This is a genomic window from Vibrio sp. B1FIG11, assembly GCF_905175335.1.
Taxonomy (GTDB): Bacteria; Pseudomonadota; Gammaproteobacteria; order Enterobacterales; family Vibrionaceae; genus Vibrio; species Vibrio campbellii.
In genome coordinates this window covers 577,359-593,697 of sequence record NZ_HG992752.1, presented here as the reverse complement: position 1 = coordinate 593,697, position 16,339 = coordinate 577,359, and the positions used below count along the sequence as shown (strand labels likewise).

The 16,339-nt window shown below is 43.2% G+C and carries 14 protein-coding genes and 1 pseudogene; all 15 read left to right on the top strand.

The window, feature by feature from the left end; all coding sequences use genetic code 11:
- Positions 1-342: 342 nt before the first annotated feature.
- The 15 genes and pseudogenes from KHO06_RS19440 (at position 343) to KHO06_RS19370 (ending at position 16,325) form a co-directional block, all read left to right on the top strand.
- Complete coding sequence (locus KHO06_RS19440) at positions 343-1,698, top strand: EAL domain-containing protein (protein ID WP_244858449.1); 1,356 nt, start codon at positions 343-345, stop codon at positions 1,696-1,698.
- Between the two features lie 395 nt (positions 1,699-2,093).
- Positions 2,094-3,494, top strand: coding sequence for an undecaprenyl-phosphate glucose phosphotransferase (locus KHO06_RS19435; RefSeq protein WP_212583181.1), 1,401 nt, complete (start codon positions 2,094-2,096; stop codon positions 3,492-3,494).
- Positions 3,484-4,710: an outer membrane beta-barrel protein gene (locus KHO06_RS19430; protein WP_212583180.1), complete on the top strand. Its 1,227-nt coding sequence runs from the start codon at positions 3,484-3,486 to the stop codon at positions 4,708-4,710. Before KHO06_RS19435 ends, KHO06_RS19430 begins: the two co-directional genes overlap by 11 nt.
- 12 nt (positions 4,711-4,722) lie before the next feature.
- A complete protein-coding gene (locus KHO06_RS19425) occupies positions 4,723-5,256 on the top strand; it encodes a polysaccharide biosynthesis/export family protein (protein ID WP_005432020.1) in 534 nt (177 codons plus the stop codon).
- 14 nt (positions 5,257-5,270) lie between these two features.
- Entirely contained in the window at positions 5,271-7,451 is a 2,181-nt protein-coding gene (locus KHO06_RS19420) for a polysaccharide biosynthesis tyrosine autokinase (protein ID WP_244858448.1), read from the top strand.
- Complete coding sequence (locus tag KHO06_RS19415) at positions 7,429-8,244, top strand: putative capsular polysaccharide synthesis family protein (protein WP_212583179.1); 816 nt, start codon at positions 7,429-7,431, stop codon at positions 8,242-8,244. The genes KHO06_RS19420 and KHO06_RS19415 overlap by 23 nt, the downstream gene beginning before the upstream one ends.
- A complete protein-coding gene (locus tag KHO06_RS19410) occupies positions 8,241-9,293 on the top strand; it encodes a glycosyltransferase (RefSeq protein ID WP_212583178.1) in 1,053 nt (350 codons plus the stop codon). The genes KHO06_RS19415 and KHO06_RS19410 overlap by 4 nt, the downstream gene beginning before the upstream one ends.
- A pseudogene (locus tag KHO06_RS19405) lies at positions 9,259-10,519 on the top strand (O-antigen ligase family protein). Before KHO06_RS19410 ends, KHO06_RS19405 begins: the two are co-directional and overlap by 35 nt.
- Positions 10,520-10,564: 45 nt before the next feature.
- A complete protein-coding gene (locus KHO06_RS19400; protein WP_212583177.1) occupies positions 10,565-11,395 on the top strand; it encodes a putative capsular polysaccharide synthesis family protein in 831 nt (276 codons plus the stop codon).
- Positions 11,395-12,426 carry a glycosyltransferase gene (locus tag KHO06_RS19395; RefSeq protein ID WP_212583176.1) on the top strand — a complete coding sequence of 344 codons (1,032 nt, stop codon included), beginning with the start codon at positions 11,395-11,397 and terminating at the stop codon, positions 12,424-12,426. The genes KHO06_RS19400 and KHO06_RS19395 overlap by 1 nt, the downstream gene beginning before the upstream one ends.
- Before the next feature lie 8 nt (positions 12,427-12,434).
- Positions 12,435-13,742 (top strand): oligosaccharide flippase family protein, encoded by a 1,308-nt coding sequence (locus tag KHO06_RS19390; RefSeq protein ID WP_212583175.1) that lies wholly within the window; start codon positions 12,435-12,437, stop codon positions 13,740-13,742.
- A 2-nt stretch (positions 13,743-13,744) separates the two neighbouring features.
- Complete coding sequence (locus KHO06_RS19385) at positions 13,745-14,134, top strand: VanZ family protein (protein WP_005432044.1); 390 nt, start codon at positions 13,745-13,747, stop codon at positions 14,132-14,134.
- 98 nt (positions 14,135-14,232) lie between these two features.
- Complete coding sequence (gene yqfB / locus KHO06_RS19380; RefSeq protein WP_212583174.1) at positions 14,233-14,553, top strand: N(4)-acetylcytidine aminohydrolase; 321 nt, start codon at positions 14,233-14,235, stop codon at positions 14,551-14,553.
- A gap of 50 nt (positions 14,554-14,603) precedes the next feature.
- Positions 14,604-15,191, top strand: coding sequence for a TetR/AcrR family transcriptional regulator (locus KHO06_RS19375; RefSeq protein ID WP_045417243.1), 588 nt, complete (start codon positions 14,604-14,606; stop codon positions 15,189-15,191).
- 102 nt (positions 15,192-15,293) lie between these two features.
- Complete coding sequence (locus KHO06_RS19370; RefSeq protein ID WP_212583173.1) at positions 15,294-16,325, top strand: NADP-dependent oxidoreductase; 1,032 nt, start codon at positions 15,294-15,296, stop codon at positions 16,323-16,325.
- Positions 16,326-16,339 lie beyond the last annotated feature (14 nt).

Genomic DNA, 16,339 nt, shown 5'->3' with positions numbered 1-16,339 from the left:
CCCCAAAATAGAAAGTTCACCTAAAATCATAAAAGCGACAATTTGAACAGAATACGTACAAGTGCATTAAGCAATAATCACTATGCTTCTACCTGCCTGATATATATAAAAAATTAACCACATTAAGCAAACTTTTCTACAATCACTCTGTAAACTATACTTGCTTCAACCGTAAAGACTACAAACTTGGCCATGTTGATAGCATCTAGAACTAAAAGAATACTCCTTGCGTTTATTATCCTCATTCTATTGATTAGTATAGGATTCGTCGGTGTTTACCAATTATCCAAATCCAATCTTCATCGAGAGGTAAGAAACTCCCTTGAAGTAGGCAAATCACTCATGGACAAATTGGTTAAAAATGCAGATGTCGCGAGTCAGAGAGCTCTGCCTTATACCAAAATGGAGTGTGAACAAGCATTACCCTACCTCAGAGACTTGGTTGTCACGATTCCTGATGTACAAATGATTGCCTTAGCAAAGGACAACCACGTATTTTGTGGCTCTTTGGTTGGGAAACGTGACTATATCGTCCCGAATTATCACTTCTCTGGCGACAAGTTATTCTTAGTATCAAGCCTGCCTGATAAACCGAATACTCCTGCCCTTATATTTAAGAATGAAACGGGCAACACTGGTGTTGGTGTATCAGTCAGTGGCTACTACCTAAAAAATATCTTATCTCTCACTTTAAAAGACCTAGACACCTATCTTCAAGTGGGCGAAACATGGATCAACAAGGCTGGACAAATTTCTGACCAACCTCTTCCTGTCACAATTCAGGTAGAGTCAAAGGATTATCCGTATCGATTGCAAGTCTCACTGTTTCATGACGACTATATGAACTACCTTCTGTCTCATAAGCGTTCAACAATTTTTATCATTATTTTGTTTGCTCTCTCGATGAGCTGGCTCATATTCGTCGCAACAGGCCAAACGCCATCAATGGAAGACAAATTGCGCCAGGCTCTCGCAAATAATGAGTTCGTTCCCTACGTTCAACCTTACGTTGATAAAACTAACAAATTTGTAGGCTTTGAAGTGTTGGTTCGTTGGCTAAGCCCTAAAGAAGGGTTGATAAGACCAGACCTCTTTATACCGCTAGCAGAAGACTCAGGGCTCATAATCCCAATGACGAAATCGCTTATGCATCAAGTCTCTAATGAGCTTGTGGCATTCTCACAGTCTTTACCACCAGATTTTTCTGTCGCTTTTAATATCTCAGCGAAACATTGCGTAAACAGTGAACTTTTAGAAGATAGTTTAGAGTTTTTATCATCTTTCCCAGAGAAAAAGGTTCAGCTGTGCTTGGAGCTTACCGAGCGAGAACTTGTCAGAGACACAGACGAAGCACGGGCTCTGTTTCACTCATTAAGCGAACATGACGTCAGCCTAGCCATAGATGATTTTGGCACCGGCCATTCGAGTTTGAGCTACTTACGCCAGTTCCGCTTCGACATACTCAAGATAGACCAGAGCTTCGTTCAAATGATCGGTAATGATTCAGTCTCTGCACATATTGTCGAAAACCTCCTCGACTTAGCCTCTCGTTTAGGTATGAAAACAATCGCAGAAGGCGTAGAAACCGCTGAACAAGCCGAGTATTTACGGAGTCATAATATCGATTGCCTTCAAGGGTACTACTTCGCGAAACCAATGCCCTTGAAAGATTTCATACAACAGCTTGAGCAAAACTAATCCATTCTCTAATGCGAGTGAATCTTTACAGGAGCGCCCCCCTATCCGGGGAAACTCCTGTAAAGAGTGACACATTTGCATGAATTCTGACTTCGGTCTACGTCAATCATAATATTTACTCCCCTCCAGCCTCTTAGCACTTTCCTTAGCAACTTATGAGCAGAGTATTAGTTTCTTACTAAACAGCGAATATTAGCCAAAGGTCTAAATTTCATTCTTATTTCCACTTACCCAAACAGAGCAAATTTTTAAACTTATCTCGAAAAAAATAAGAGCATAAGTCTACAACGTCGGAAGCTAAGCAACTGATTACTTCTCTGTCTATTCAAACACTAAGTTAAACCATCGATTTCGGTCGCTGAAGAACGGTAGCGTACCGTAAAGGAAATTAGGATATGAAACATAAAGGACTTATTCGTTCTCACGAGGTGGAGTTTGCATTTCTTTACCGCCTAATTGATCTTGTTGTCATTGTGTCATTGATGTTGCTACTCGTAATGAATGACGTAAACACTTCTATTGAGAAAGACTATGTAATTTTATCATTCGTCGGTAGCATCTCATTCCTAATCATGGCTGAAAGTGGCAAGTTGTATCGCTCTTGGCGTACCAGCTCTTTTAAAGAACAGATCTCTATCACATGTATATCTTGGTTAGTTACCTGCACATTCCTTTTCATGGTTTTGTATTTCTCTCAAGTCCATCAGATATTTGACAAAAATATTTTAGCAATGTGGTTGTTATTAACTCCCGTCTTATTGCTTTCTTGGCGAAGCATTTTCAGAGTCGGTCTGGCCTACATGCGAAAGCTAGGCTACAACACACGAACTGCAATCATTATTGGCCAGACACCACATGGGCTGACTTTAGCAAACGAGCTAGAGAGCCACACTGAACATGGTGTGTTATTTGACGGCTTTTACGACGAACGTTCTCAAGACCGTTTGCCCGAGTCTGACTATCCAGTTAAAGGCAATGTAGGACTCGCATTAGAAAGAGCAAAGCGTGGCGAAGTCGATTACGTGTACATCGCTATGCCGATGCATGCTAACGAAAGAATCGCTTTGTTTCTTAATCAATTCTCAGACACGACGGCGAACACTTATCTGATACCGGATTTCTTTACTTATAACCTGCTGCATTCACGTTGGGATCAAATAGGTCAGGTTCAAACATTGAGTGTATTTGACACACCCTTTGCTGGTATTTCCTCTTGGGTAAAACGCTTAGAAGACATCGTATTATCGAGCATTATTTTACTTCTGATTTCACCTGTACTTCTGGCTATTTCCCTCGGAATCAAACTGACCTCCAAAGGTCCAGTTATTTTTAAGCAGTATCGTTACGGCTTGGACGGCAGAAAAATCGAAGTGTGGAAATTCCGTTCAATGACGACCATGGAACAAGGTAATGACGTAAAACAAGCCACAAAGAATGACCCTCGTATTACACCATTTGGTGGGTTTCTACGTCGCACTTCCCTTGATGAACTGCCTCAATTTATCAATGTACTTCAAGGCACTATGTCTATCGTTGGTCCTCGCCCTCACGCCGTGTCACATAACGAAGAATATCGCCAGATCGTCGACCGCTACATGCTTCGTCACAAAGTAAAACCAGGCATCACAGGGTGGGCACAAATCAATGGTTATCGAGGTGAAACTGACACGCTCGACAAGATGGAAAAGCGCGTTGAGTTCGACTTGGATTACATCCATCACTGGTCAGTTTGGATGGACATCAAGATTATCTTTTTAACCATTTTTAAAGGATTTACTGGTTCAAATGCGTACTAAGTCCATCACAATGAAAGTTATCCCAATAACCGTCGCAATTGCTATGAGCTCAGCGAGTGTTATGGCTGAGCCCATGGCCTATAAAACGGATTCTGGGATTGAATTCATCCCTACCTTAGGCGTGTTCTACGAAGGTGATGACAACATCAACAAAGCCGATCGTGGAAAGAACATTGAATCGGTCAACATTTGGGGGATAGAGCCTGCCCTGTTGGCTAAAATTGAACGTAATCAATACCGAGCAAATGTGCTTTATAAACTAAGTGCTGGATTCTCTTCGGATGACCAAAATGATTACGACGACCATACCTTTCAATTTACCAACTTTTTCGAATTCAATCACCGTAATCGACTGGTTATCGACTATCAGTTCCGCGCTCAACATGAAGAGAAAGGTGAAGACTTCACCGAAGGACAAGGTAGCTTGCTTAACAGCCCTGTTGAGTTTCATCTCAATGACTTGAGAACAAACTATGTGTTCGGTTCTAAAGGCTCAAAAGGTAGGTTGGAGTTTGGTATTGGATACATTGACAAGACATACCAAAACTATCGTGATGGAATGCCAGGCAAGCCTGATGCAAAGACCAAATACAACGACTTTCGTGCACCGAGCGCCCACATAGAGTTTTATCTTCGAGCGACACCTAGAACATACTGGTTGGTTGGTACTCAACAAATAAGCAAGGATTACCTGTCAGACAACCCTTCAGTGCCATCAAAAGATAGCTACTCCGGTTTCTATTACACCGGCGCACAGTGGGAAGTCACAGGGAAAACCAAAGGTATCGCCCGCTTGGGTTATCAAGTCAAAGACTTCGATAGCCATCAACGTGAAACCTTTAGTGGATTCAGTTGGGACATAGGCTTGGAGTGGCAACCTCAAGAGCAATCGCTCATCACACTCAAGACCACCCAAGCAGCCGTTAGTCCTGATCAAGATGGTGATTACGATTTACAAACTCGCTACCTCATCGATCTTAAACACGACTGGAATAGCTACTTAGCAACCCGCTTAGGGGCCCTATATCAACAAGATGACTACACGGGTATTACACGTAATGAAGACCGATACGCGCTATCTGCAGGTCTTGATTACCAAATAAAGCGTTGGGTCTTATTGCAAGCGGATTGGCGCTATCAGGATAAAGATTCCAATTGGCAAGGCTACAGCTTCGAGCAAAACATCTGGTCTCTTAGTGCTCGATTCTCTTTGTAATAAGGAATGTGAATGAACTTACTAGCAACGTTATTTAGCTTAGTACTTGTGCTTCTTAGCACACCTTCTTTTGCCAGTGCCAATGAGCAAGATTACTTACTCGATACTGGTGATACCATCTCGGTTCAAGTCTACGGTGAGGAAGATCTTTCCATAAAGAACATCCTGATCACTTCAGACGGCTATTTTGATTACCCATACTTAGGGCGAATTAAAGCCATCAATAAGACCCCAAAACAGCTCAAGTATGAGATTGAAACCGGACTGAAAGGTGACTACCTAATCAATCCTAAAGTAATGGTGGCAATCAATAGCTTCCGCCTTTTTTACGTAAATGGTGAAGTCCGAAAGCCTGGTGGATTCGAATACCAGCCCGGATTGACGATTGAAAAAGCCATCGCACTAGCAGGAGGCTTAACGGATCGAGCGTCCCGCAAGAGCATTAATCTTACTCAACACGCAACAGGTAATACGGTTGAAAGCGTCAGTATGCAACGCTCTGTAGAACCTGGCGACATTGTATTTATCGATCAGAGCTTCTTCTAATGACAGGCAACTCAATGAACGGAACTCATTCTACTCAAGCCCCTACGAATCAAGTCCCACTGATTCGTTTTGGGCATCATTTTAGAACCCTTAAGAAGAACTGGCTGAGTATCTTAGCATTCACCATCATCTTCTCACTTACGTGTACTTGGTATATCTACTCGAAAAAATCAGTCTACCAAGCCACTGCCACCCTTCTCATCCAAGAAGAGCAAAAAGTGCACTTTCGATTGAGGAAGTTTACGGTGTCGACACCACGAAAAAAAGAGTACTTTCAAACTCAAATCGCGATTCTTAAGTCAAACCATATCGCAGATAAAGTGATCACCAAATTGAATCTGGTTAACCATCCAGAGTTCACTAGCTCAAGCGGTATTAAGCAAAAAATCGATGAAATTAAAGCGATTCCTTTCGTTCAAGATTTATTGCATGTCGCACCGAATCCAAAAGAAACCTCACAACATACCAAGCCGTATTATCAAGCACTTCAAACATTCAAGAGAAAGCTGGATATTGAACCGGTCCGTAATACACAGTTGGTAAAAATTCGTTTTCGCTCTACCGATCCCCAACTGGCGACCACCATCGCGAACGCAGTAGGCCAAGCGTATATCGATGCTAACTTTGAAGCGAAATTGGTTGTGACACAAAATGCAGCAACATGGCTCACCAATAACTCGCAAAAACTAGAAGAGCGCTTAAGAACATCAGAACAAGCACTACAAGATTTCTTAATGCAAGAAGGTTTAATCGATATCAATGGTATCGATGACATCTATGCCAATGAGCTTGAAGAACTAAACCGTAAACTCAACGCCGCTGTAAACAACCGCATTGAAGCACAAACATTAATTCAACTGCTCAAGCGTAAATCGACACAAAACATCGACAGCTTGCTATCGATTGATGAGTTTGCAAACCAAGCTCAAATTCGTGATTTGAAGATGTCGGAAGCCCAAGCCGCTAAAAATGTCTCGGAGCTGTCTCAACGCTACGGCCCTAAACATGATCGTATGATTCAAGCCAAGGCGCAATTAGCGTCTATACAAGCACGAACTGAACAATTGATTCGAGAAATTTCGTTCAGTAAACAGCAAGACTTACTTGCCGCAAAAGCGCAAGAAGACATGCTTCGTGCTGAGCTGGATAACAAAAAATCTGATTTCCAAATGCTAGGATCGCAAAAGGCACGATACGAACAACTTAAGCGTGAGGTTGAATCGAACAAGGATCTCTACGAAGCGTTCTTGAATCGCGAAAAAGAAACCAATGCCACCAGCGATTATAAGAATGTCACCGCTCGATTTACTGATCCTGCGATCGTGCCTCTGTTCCCAATCGCACCTCAGCGAATGAAACTCGTGCTGATAGCTACCTTCTTTGGCTTTGCTATCGCTTGTGCCCTTGTGATCATCCTTGAGACACTGCGCGAAGTCATTCGTACCTCTTCTGATGTTCAAGACAAGCTTGGAGTCACCTGCTTAGGTACGATTCCGAAAGTGAAAAAGCGGGCTCTTCGCCAAAAAGGCGTTACCTACTCAGCTTATTTGGACCAAGACGAAAAGCTGTTCAGCGAAGCGTGCCGCTCCGTCCGAACCTCGTTATTGCTGAGACTAACGAACTCTAAGCAGAAAATCTTGCCATTTACTTCTGCCATTCCTGAGGAAGGAAAGACATCAACCAGTATTAATATGGCTGTCTCGTTCTCAACCATGGAAAAGGTACTGCTGATTGACTGCGACCTGCGAAGACCCTCACTAGCAAAACGCTTTAATCTTCCAGAATCAAGCCCAGGTTTAACCAACATACTTACGATGGATACGCCTTTGAGCGAATGCATCATTAGAAATGAAGAGGCGAACTTAGATGTGTTGCCTGCCGGTATTATTCCACCAAATCCACAGGAACTATTGGCATCTGACCGTTTTGAAAAACTCCTTGAGTACCTAAAGAGTAAGTATGACCGAATCATCATTGACACCCCTCCTCTGCTTTCAGTGAGTGATGCTCTTATTCTTGGTCAAAAAGCCAATGGGTTGATTACTGTTATTCGCTCCGAGTCAACTAAAGCTTCACTGGTTAACGTAGCGTTATCCAAGCAAATTCAACATTCAATACCATCTCTTGGTGTGCTTATCACTCAGGCAAAATCTAAGGAAGGAGAAACACTTTATGTCCAAAAGTACGCCTACTAATCAAAGCATGCAGTGGTATCAGTTACTAAAGAGCCAAGAGCGCCCCGTCCTCATCTACCAAATGGGTAAAGTGGGATCGAGTGCATTGGAAAAATCCATTCCGAATTCGATTCACTTACATGACCTGATGTCGATACAAGCGAGTAAACAGATTTCACCCGTTCGTGCTCAACTGCACAAACCCGTTACGAATCAGATAAAACGTTTACTCAAACGAACCATCATGTGCCACATGCTTAAACGTAAGCAACAGGTTCGTATTATCTCTTTGGTGCGCGAGCCAGTAGGTAGAAACATCTCTATGTTCTTTCAGTCACTGCCATTTTGGATGGCGGATAAGTATCTAAAAGACGGCAGCGCGGTACGTTCAGAGCGTCCTCAATTGCTCCATGAAGCGTTTGAAGAACATGTGAACCATCAATACCCATTAGAGTGGTTTGATAATGAAATCAAAGCACTGACAGGCATTGATGTTTTTGCTCAGCCCTTTGATCAAGCAGTGGGTCACCAAACATACCAAAACCACAACTTTTCACTCATGGTTATTCGTATCGACAAACTCGACCAATCACAACAAGCCATTAGTGAATTTCTACAACAAGAGGTGGCTGTTGTTCACGACAACCAAGCCGACAACAAGTGGTATTCCCCTCTGATCAAAGAGTTTAAACATTCATACCAGCCAAAGCCTGAGTTTGTCGAAGAGATGCTGTCATCAAAGCTGACCAAGCATTTCTTTGCTGAGCCTGAAATCGAAAAGTTCAAACAAAAGTATCTAGCGACTGAGTCATGAAGAAGAAAATACTGCATATCATCAATGATCTATCAAAGAACGGTGGCGCACAGAAGTTTCTCGTCGACTTGGTGATGGAACACTCACCGGAGTATGAAATCAAAGTCCTCGTACTTTGCGATGACAACGATTATTTGGCGCAGCTCACCTCTCATGGCATCGAGTGCTTTAATTGGCAGGCCCTGACGATTAAAGAGAAATGGTCTTTACTACGCTGGCCAGATCTCGTGCATGGGCACTTGTACCCATCTATCTATCTGGCATTGCTTGCCGTTGGTAAAAAGCGCATTCAAACCGAGCACTGTTCATACAACCGCCGTCGTGACTACCCGTTATTTAAATTTATGGAATACCTACTTTATCGTGGGCACGATCTGACGGTCAGCATCAGTGAAAAAGTCCAAGAAGAACTGGTAAAGTTCATGCCTCGTTTTGAGCATAAATATCGTGTTGTCCATAATGGGGTCGATCTCGCTCACTTCCCTCTTGTGGCTAAGTCTGGAAGCCTCTTAAGGGAGAAATCAGCCATCAATATCGGTATGGTCGGGCGACTTCATGAACATAAAGATCATGAGACGCTAATCCACTCGATTGCCCTTCTTCCTACCAATTATCATCTCCACTTAGCTGGAGACGGAGCGAAACGCGGTGAACTCGAATCTCTCACTCAGAGCCTGAATATTACCGATCGTGTTCATTTCCACGGTGTGGTATCCGATATCCCCGCTTTTTTGTCTGGCATGGACGTGTATGTTCAATCATCCCATGTTGAAGGTTTTGGCCTTGCGGCTGTAGAAGCGATGGCGGCAGGCTTACCTGTGCTCTCTTCAGATGTGCCGGGGTTAGATGAAGTGATGGGCAGCCATGAATATTTGTTCACGGTCGGTGAATCAGAGCAACTAGCAGACAAAATATCTCGACTATGCAATGCCGTTGACCTCTACGATAGCGCCAGTGAATACGCAGTGAATCGTGCCAAGTTATACACCATCGATAAATTCCGAGACGGGTACTATGGACTCTACCAACAGCTCTGCACCAGCAAGTAACCTTGTACCGCTGTTTGCAGCGATTACTCTCGCGCTATTTTTTGTTCCAATAAAGATAGGACTTGGTGGTATTGCTCTCGCACCGTCAGATATCGCGAGCTTACTGTCACTGGGTTTTGTCGCCTTGGTTATTCTTGAAGGAAAAACCCATAAGCTGTTCCACCCTTGTATTGGTTTTTTGCTGCTGTTTACTAGCTATGTGTTCATCAATGGCATGCTGAATCGTGTTCCGCTGCTACCGTTAGTGACTGAAACCGTCCAGTGGGTAGCAATACTCGGTTTACTCGGCCTGCTGTATGCCTATGGAGCCTTCGGCGATGAACGCGTGATGGTTTATCTTACTTATTGTCTGCTGGTGATATGTAGTCTTGTTGCCGTCTGGCACTTTGCACAAGGCTATCAAAGTGGATTCAAGCTACTCGGCGTGAGCAAATATGCGTTTGGTGTGCTCTGTTCCCTACTCTACCTCTACCGTGATCGCATTCGTGCATTTCCTGTCTTAATGCTATTTGCGTTCGTACTTCTGCTTTTATCCCAAGAAAGAAAGGCATTGCTTGGCTTTTGTTTGTTGGTCTTTATCGATACTTTGTTTCTGAGGCGCCTTATACAACAAACACTCAGCGAAACTTACACATGGACAGTGCTGCTTGTTGGTGGGTTGATCGTATTAGCAACCGTATCGACCACCTTGTACGTGGGCTTTGATCAGCTTGCCGATAAGCTGGAAATCACCCAAGAAGACATTATTTTCGCTAATCAAAGTGAAGCGCGTTGGGTCTCCAATTTACACCGTAAATTGCTGCTAGCAAATGGTCTCGATATCTTGCTTGAGCATCCAGTTTTGGGTGTTGGCGCTAAGATGTTACCCAACTATATGATCAACTATTTCAATTATGATGAGTTAGCCATCTATACCCATAACTTCATACTCGACACCTCGATCGAATATGGATTACTTGGTATTGCTTTGTTGTTTGGCGGCTACTTGCTATTTATGAAATTTTGCTTCAATACATTGATATACAATAAAAAAAAGTCTCTTACTCTCCATTTATGCACTAATCATGGTGTTTTTCGTCGCCGTGAATACCACCATCATTTTAATACTTTTACTACCCGTCATGATCAGTAAAAAACGGCATCATAGTCGTCAGACAGAACATCAAAAACAAGCTGATCATAACCATCAATCTGAGTTACCGATTCCGCCAATAACTCACAATTAATAACGCTGCGGAATAACGACATTAAAGTTATCAAGGATAGGATAAATGAAATATTCAATCTCTCGACAATTTGAAAAAAACCGAGAACTTCAAGCAGACAATTTTGTTTTGGTGTATCAAATGGGCAAAGTGGGCTCGTCATCTATTGAACACACTCTTAGCGAAAGAAAGATCCCGAGCTATCACATCCATACCTTTGATGATCATGAAGAGTTCCACATGTATCACAACAAAAAGGACGTGAGTAAATTCTTTGATTTTAAGAACCGCACCATGTATCGCCTGGTGCTCAATAAGCGTAAGCGCATTCTTCAAAAGCGTGAGCATATCAAGATCGTCACACTAGTCCGAGACCCTATCGCGACCGTGTTTTCTCGTTTCTTCCAAGACTTACACCTTCAATTTATTGAAGGGAAGAAAAATGATGCTATTCATCGTGATATGGATGTGACCTACAAACATCTAGAGCACTGCTTCGATAACTATATAAACCTGAATTACTTCGCTAACTGGTTCGATAATGAACTTAAGCGTAACTTTGGCATCGATGTTCTTAGGCAAGAGGTTGATAATACTCAGCCTTTCTATACGTTCAATAACGAACAAACCAGCGTTATCCTAATTAAATGCGAACAACTTAGCTCACTCGATCAAGAGATTGGTGAGTTTCTTCAACTTAATGACTTCGTTCTTAAAAACAGTAATGAAGCAAAGAACAAGTGGTATTCCAACATCCATCAGTACTTTAAAGAACACTACGACTTCTCGAAGCTTTTCTACATGTACGACCTGCCCCTCTATCGCCATGTTTACTCAGAACAGGAACGCGAGGCATTTAAAGACAAGTGGAAACAAACACCAGGTACGAAATCGTGATGAAAAAAGTACTACATATTACTGAAGCCTTCGGTGGAGGCGTTCAAACGGCACTTTACAGCTACGTCCATTCATCACGTTCAGAGCCTTATGAACATTCACTGCTCGCACGCGCGCGCTCAAACGATATGACCAATGAATCGAGCAACCATGTTTTTAGCCATGCAAAATGGGTTGAAGGCAATCTGCTGCAATTTATGAAAGACGCCAACGCATTTATCGCTGAGCTCAAACCAGATATTGTTCATTTACACTCGAGTAAAGCGGGCTTTTTAGGTCGCTTTTTAAAGCTCGGTGGAGCACGTTTAGTTTATACGCCTCATTGTTACGCTTTTGAACGTGAAGACATTTCCGGCTTTGCTAAACAGGTCTACAAAACATTAGAAAAAGTGGCAATCAGCAGGATTGATGTTGTCGCAGGTTGCAGCCAACGCGAGTGTGATTTAGCCATCAGCATCGGCGCTAAACGTGCTGATTTACTAAACAATTACGTGACATATGACAGCGAAGAGCGTCCACAAAGCTCACAACAAACCACACTAAAACTTGTGGTACTTGGCCGCGTGGCGCCACAAAAGGATCCTCAGTTTTTACTGGATACATTGAATCATATTGACCCTTCACAGCTGGCGCGAAAATTTGACATTACTTGGATTGGCGGTGGTGAGGCAGAGCTTGAGAATAAGCTTCGCACACAGGGGATTACGGTAACCGGAATGATTCCTCGCGATGACGTCGTGAATCTACTCAAAGACGCGGATTTGTATCTTCACACTGCCGCCTGGGAAGGCATGCCTCTCACTATTTTGGAAGCCGCAAAGTTGCACTTACCTATGGTTATTCGCTCTATCGGTGCCACGAAGGATCTTAACTATCCTTTCTTAGCGGCAACTCCAGAAGAAATGGCCAAACAAATGAGCCATTGTATCAATCACTACCACGACATCGACTTCCATCGATACACAATTGGGCTCAATGATGCGTTTAGTGAAGAAAAACAACGTCTAGCACTCAACAAAATTTATAGCTAGAGGGTTCCATGCTTCAATCCATCAACCAAAAAATCCAAAACCTACCAAGTGAAAAGAAGCAATTCTTCTCACTTGGCGCTGCTACGGGGATCGTTAAAGCACTTGCAGCCTTCTTCGCTTTTTTGTTGACGCTTGTAGTATCAAGGTATTCTGATGCAGCGACAGCTGGACAATTCTTTTATCTGTTCAACCTTGTCTCCCTTATCGCCGTTATTGCACAGCTTGGTTTCAATATCTCACTGGTGAAGTTCAATGCCATTGCATTTAAAAACCAAGACAGAACGGAGCAAAGTAACAACTATCGCATCGCCTTAGTTCGTAGCCTTTTATTTAGCATTGCAGTCTGTGCTTTAATTTACCTCGCATTTATCTCTTTTCCACAACAACTCAATACCACTCAAGTGACCTCCTTCTCGCTTGCCGTTTCTCTTGCGGCTATTCCTCTCCTTGTCATCGGTCAAACCAACAGTCGAGTACTACAAGCCAGCAGGAAAGTCATTGCTTCTCTTGTCGCTCTGCAACTCGGTGTTAGCTTTCTGATGGTGGTCTTGATTGTTGCAGCCAAACGAACATTGCCGATAACGACCGATACTTTGATGGCACTTCTATTAATCGCAGCAGCGCTTATTGCGTTATTGTCGACGCTTCAGTGGGTTCGTTCAGGTCAATATCAGCATGGGAAAACCGCGGTAAACAGTGAACTTAGCTATTCAGCTAAACAAGTCTGGATTGGAAGTATCTTCACCAATTTAGTCCAATGGGGAAGCTTAGTGATCGCAGGCTTTTTTATTTCTACCTCTGAGCTTGGGCTTCTTGCTGCTGCACAGCGTACCTCTTTGCTGATCGGTTTTGTCCTCATCACAATTAACTTTGTCGTTGCTCCAATGTTTGCCTCTCTCTATAGAGAAGGAAAAATGGATCGCCTACGAAACCTCAGCCGCCTTGCCTGCAGAGCCAACATCGCTGCTGCAATTATCCCCGTGATTATTTGCGTACTGTTCCCAGAGTTTGTTATGCAGTTATTTGGCAAAGAGTTTATTGCTGCCGCACCACTGCTTATTGCTTTGTCATTAGGGCAACTGATTAATGTTGCCACTGGTTCGGTTGGCTTTCTATTGCTGATGAGTGGTCATGAGAAAACAATGAAATACATCACTATTGTCTCCGGTGTCATTTCTATTGCGCTGCTGATAGTGCTCTCTCAGTCACACGGTGTGCTTGGTGCGGCTTGGGCGATCGCCGTTGGCTTAGCTATTCAAAACCTTGCAGCATTGTATTTTGTGAAACGTTACTTAGGCTTCTTTCCCGTGGGGTGAATATGACCAATACCATTGCTCGATACAGCTTTATCTTAGTACTTCTGCTTACTGTCTCTTTATCACTTTGGAAGAGTTCCGATATCGACCATAGTGTGTATCAAAGCATGGAGAACTATGTTGGCGGTTCGAGTACGTTACATTTCACCTTTAGTCTTTTAATCGGCTTTCTTGCTGTATTTAATTTTCCTAAATGGGTGAAAGCAACGAAAGCAGATATGTTTGGTATCCGCCTGTTGATTGTTTTGTTATGTATCGTTTCTCTTGAGGAGTTTAGCCAACTGTTTATCCCCTCTCGCTCTTTTAGCTTTGAAGATTTAAGTACAAATTGGATTGGTATTATCTCAGGCTATTTTTTTGCCAAGTTTATAAAAATCTTTTCTAATCAATAAGTTTATCGACAAACTCTGCACTCTAAATGACGTAAACGCGCCTGTTTCACACGGGCGTGATATACTCTTGCCCTATTCGATTAATATGAGCATTGGTTATGTCTGCACATCCAACTAAAATCACCTTCTTTGAATTCCTAACACCACTTATCACTGCAGGTAAAAAGACGATCACGATTCGTGATGAATCAGAAAGCCACTACGTGCCAAACACCGAAGTGGAAGTGTTCACCCTAGAAACAGACCGCAAAGTATGTGACATCAAAATCCTATCAGTTGCACCACTGAAGTTTGATGACATCAACGAGTTCCACGCAGAACAAGAAGCGATTGAACTGCCAAAACTGAAAGAGCTTATCCGTGAGATCTATCCAAATATCGATGAGCTGTATGTGATTGAATACGAACTGATCAAGTAAGAACCACAATTTACTAGACGACTGGTCTAATCGCTTTTATAGTATTGCTCATGAACGCAAAAACGAACGATACACGCCAACACATTCTCGATGTCGGCTACCAATTGGTAGTGACCAAAGGTTTTACGAGCGTTGGACTCTCAGAACTGTTAAAGGCAGCGGATGTGCCGAAAGGCTCTTTCTACCATTACTTTAAGTCGAAAGAGCAATTTGGTGAGGCATTGATTGAAGATTACTTCTCTCGCTACCTTAAGATGATCACAGCCCACTTTACTGAAAGTGAAGGCTCTGGTTGCGACCGCCTTTTGAGCTATTTCGAACGCTGGATGGCGATTGAAAATGGCCAATGTAACGCCAACAAATGCTTGGTCGTGAAGTTGAGTGCTGAAGTCTCTGATCTTTCAGAAGCAATGCGCGTAAAACTGGCTTCGGGTGCCACTCAAGTGGTGAAAGCCATCGAAGATTGTGTCCAAGCGGGCATTGAAGACGGCTCTATCCAAGTTGAGTCAGCAGAACAAACCGCCCACTTGATTTACCATCAATGGATTGGCGCAAGCTTACTCAACAAACTGTATCAGGATCGTTCCGGATTAATGCGTAGCTTTGAGAGCACTCAAAGTATGCTAAAAGGCAAATAACGAACCACACTTAATCCGCCTTATCTTTACCCAAAAAGTACGGCGGATTTTTTAGGAATCAAAAATAGACGACTGGTCTAATAATTAATATAGGAACTTACCATGACCCAAACGCTCAACCGTCAAATCGTATTGGCTAACCGTCCAAAAGGTTCGCCAGTCCCAGAGAACTTCCGTTTAGAGCAAACTGCCATCCCTACTCCGAGTGAAGGTGAAGTGCTTTTACGTAGCGTATACCTGTCTCTTGACCCATATATGCGCGGCCGTATGAATGAAGGAAAATCCTACGCAGATCCTGTTGAACTAAACGATGTGATGGTTGGCGGAACCGTTTGTCAGGTGGTGGATTCGAAGAACTCAGACTTCCAAACTGGCGAATGGGTAGTGGCTTACACAGGGTGGCAAGATTACGCGCTATCTAACGGCGAAGGTCTGTTTAAATTAGGCAGCAAGCCGACGCATCCGTCTTATGCCCTCGGTGTGCTTGGTATGCCTGGCTTTACCGCTTATGTGGGTTTATTGGAAATTGGTCAGCCTAAAGCTGGCGATACCCTAGTTGTCGCAGCAGCAACTGGTGCGGTGGGCTCTATGGTTGGTCAAATCGGTAAGCTAAAAGGTTGTCGCGTAATCGGTGTCGCAGGCGGTGCAGAGAAGTGCCAGTATGCAAAAGAGACCCTAGGCTTTGATGAATGTCTTGATCACACTGCAGATGAGTTCGCAGAGCAACTAGCAGCAACATGTGACAAAGGCATCGATGTCTACTTCGAAAACGTGGGCGGAAAAGTCTTTGACGCGGTATTACCTCTGCTAAACGTCGGCGCTCGCGTGCCACTTTGTGGTTTGATTTCTCAATACAACGCAACAGCATTACCAGAAGGTCCAGATCGTATGTCGATGCTGATGGGTAACATTCTGGTTAAACGCATCAAGATGCAAGGCTTCATCATTTTTGACCACTACGAGCAAAGCTACACAAACTTCGTCAAAGATGTAAGCCAATGGCTAGCAGAAGGCAAAATCCACTATCGCGAACATCTAGTAGAAGGTTTAGAAAACGCGCCAGAGGCATTCATCGGTCTACTGGAAGGCAAAAACTTCGGCAAGCTTGTTATTCAAACCAATCAACCTTTATAAGAAAGGACTCTTCT

Excerpts from the sequence above, each read along its gene's own strand:
- KHO06_RS19410 (WP_212583178.1), top strand. The coding sequence starts at position 8,241 with ATGAAGAAGAAAATACTGCATATCATCAATGATCTATCAAAGAACGGT.
- KHO06_RS19425 (WP_005432020.1), top strand. The coding sequence starts at position 4,723 with ATGAACTTACTAGCAACGTTATTTAGCTTAGTACTTGTGCTTCTTAGC.
- KHO06_RS19375 (WP_045417243.1), top strand. The coding sequence starts at position 14,604 with ATGAACGCAAAAACGAACGATACACGCCAACACATTCTCGATGTCGGC.
- KHO06_RS19395 (WP_212583176.1), top strand. The coding sequence starts at position 11,395 with ATGAAAAAAGTACTACATATTACTGAAGCCTTCGGTGGAGGCGTTCAA.
- KHO06_RS19430 (WP_212583180.1), top strand. The coding sequence starts at position 3,484 with ATGCGTACTAAGTCCATCACAATGAAAGTTATCCCAATAACCGTCGCA.
- KHO06_RS19370 (WP_212583173.1), top strand. The coding sequence starts at position 15,294 with ATGACCCAAACGCTCAACCGTCAAATCGTATTGGCTAACCGTCCAAAA.
- KHO06_RS19400 (WP_212583177.1), top strand. The coding sequence starts at position 10,565 with ATGAAATATTCAATCTCTCGACAATTTGAAAAAAACCGAGAACTTCAA.
- yqfB (WP_212583174.1), top strand. The coding sequence starts at position 14,233 with ATGTCTGCACATCCAACTAAAATCACCTTCTTTGAATTCCTAACACCA.
- KHO06_RS19435 (WP_212583181.1), top strand. The coding sequence starts at position 2,094 with ATGAAACATAAAGGACTTATTCGTTCTCACGAGGTGGAGTTTGCATTT.
- KHO06_RS19415 (WP_212583179.1), top strand. The coding sequence starts at position 7,429 with ATGTCCAAAAGTACGCCTACTAATCAAAGCATGCAGTGGTATCAGTTA.
- KHO06_RS19420 (WP_244858448.1), top strand. The coding sequence starts at position 5,271 with ATGAACGGAACTCATTCTACTCAAGCCCCTACGAATCAAGTCCCACTG.
- KHO06_RS19440 (WP_244858449.1), top strand. The coding sequence starts at position 343 with ATGGACAAATTGGTTAAAAATGCAGATGTCGCGAGTCAGAGAGCTCTG.
- KHO06_RS19385 (WP_005432044.1), top strand. The coding sequence starts at position 13,745 with ATGACCAATACCATTGCTCGATACAGCTTTATCTTAGTACTTCTGCTT.
- KHO06_RS19390 (WP_212583175.1), top strand. The coding sequence starts at position 12,435 with ATGCTTCAATCCATCAACCAAAAAATCCAAAACCTACCAAGTGAAAAG.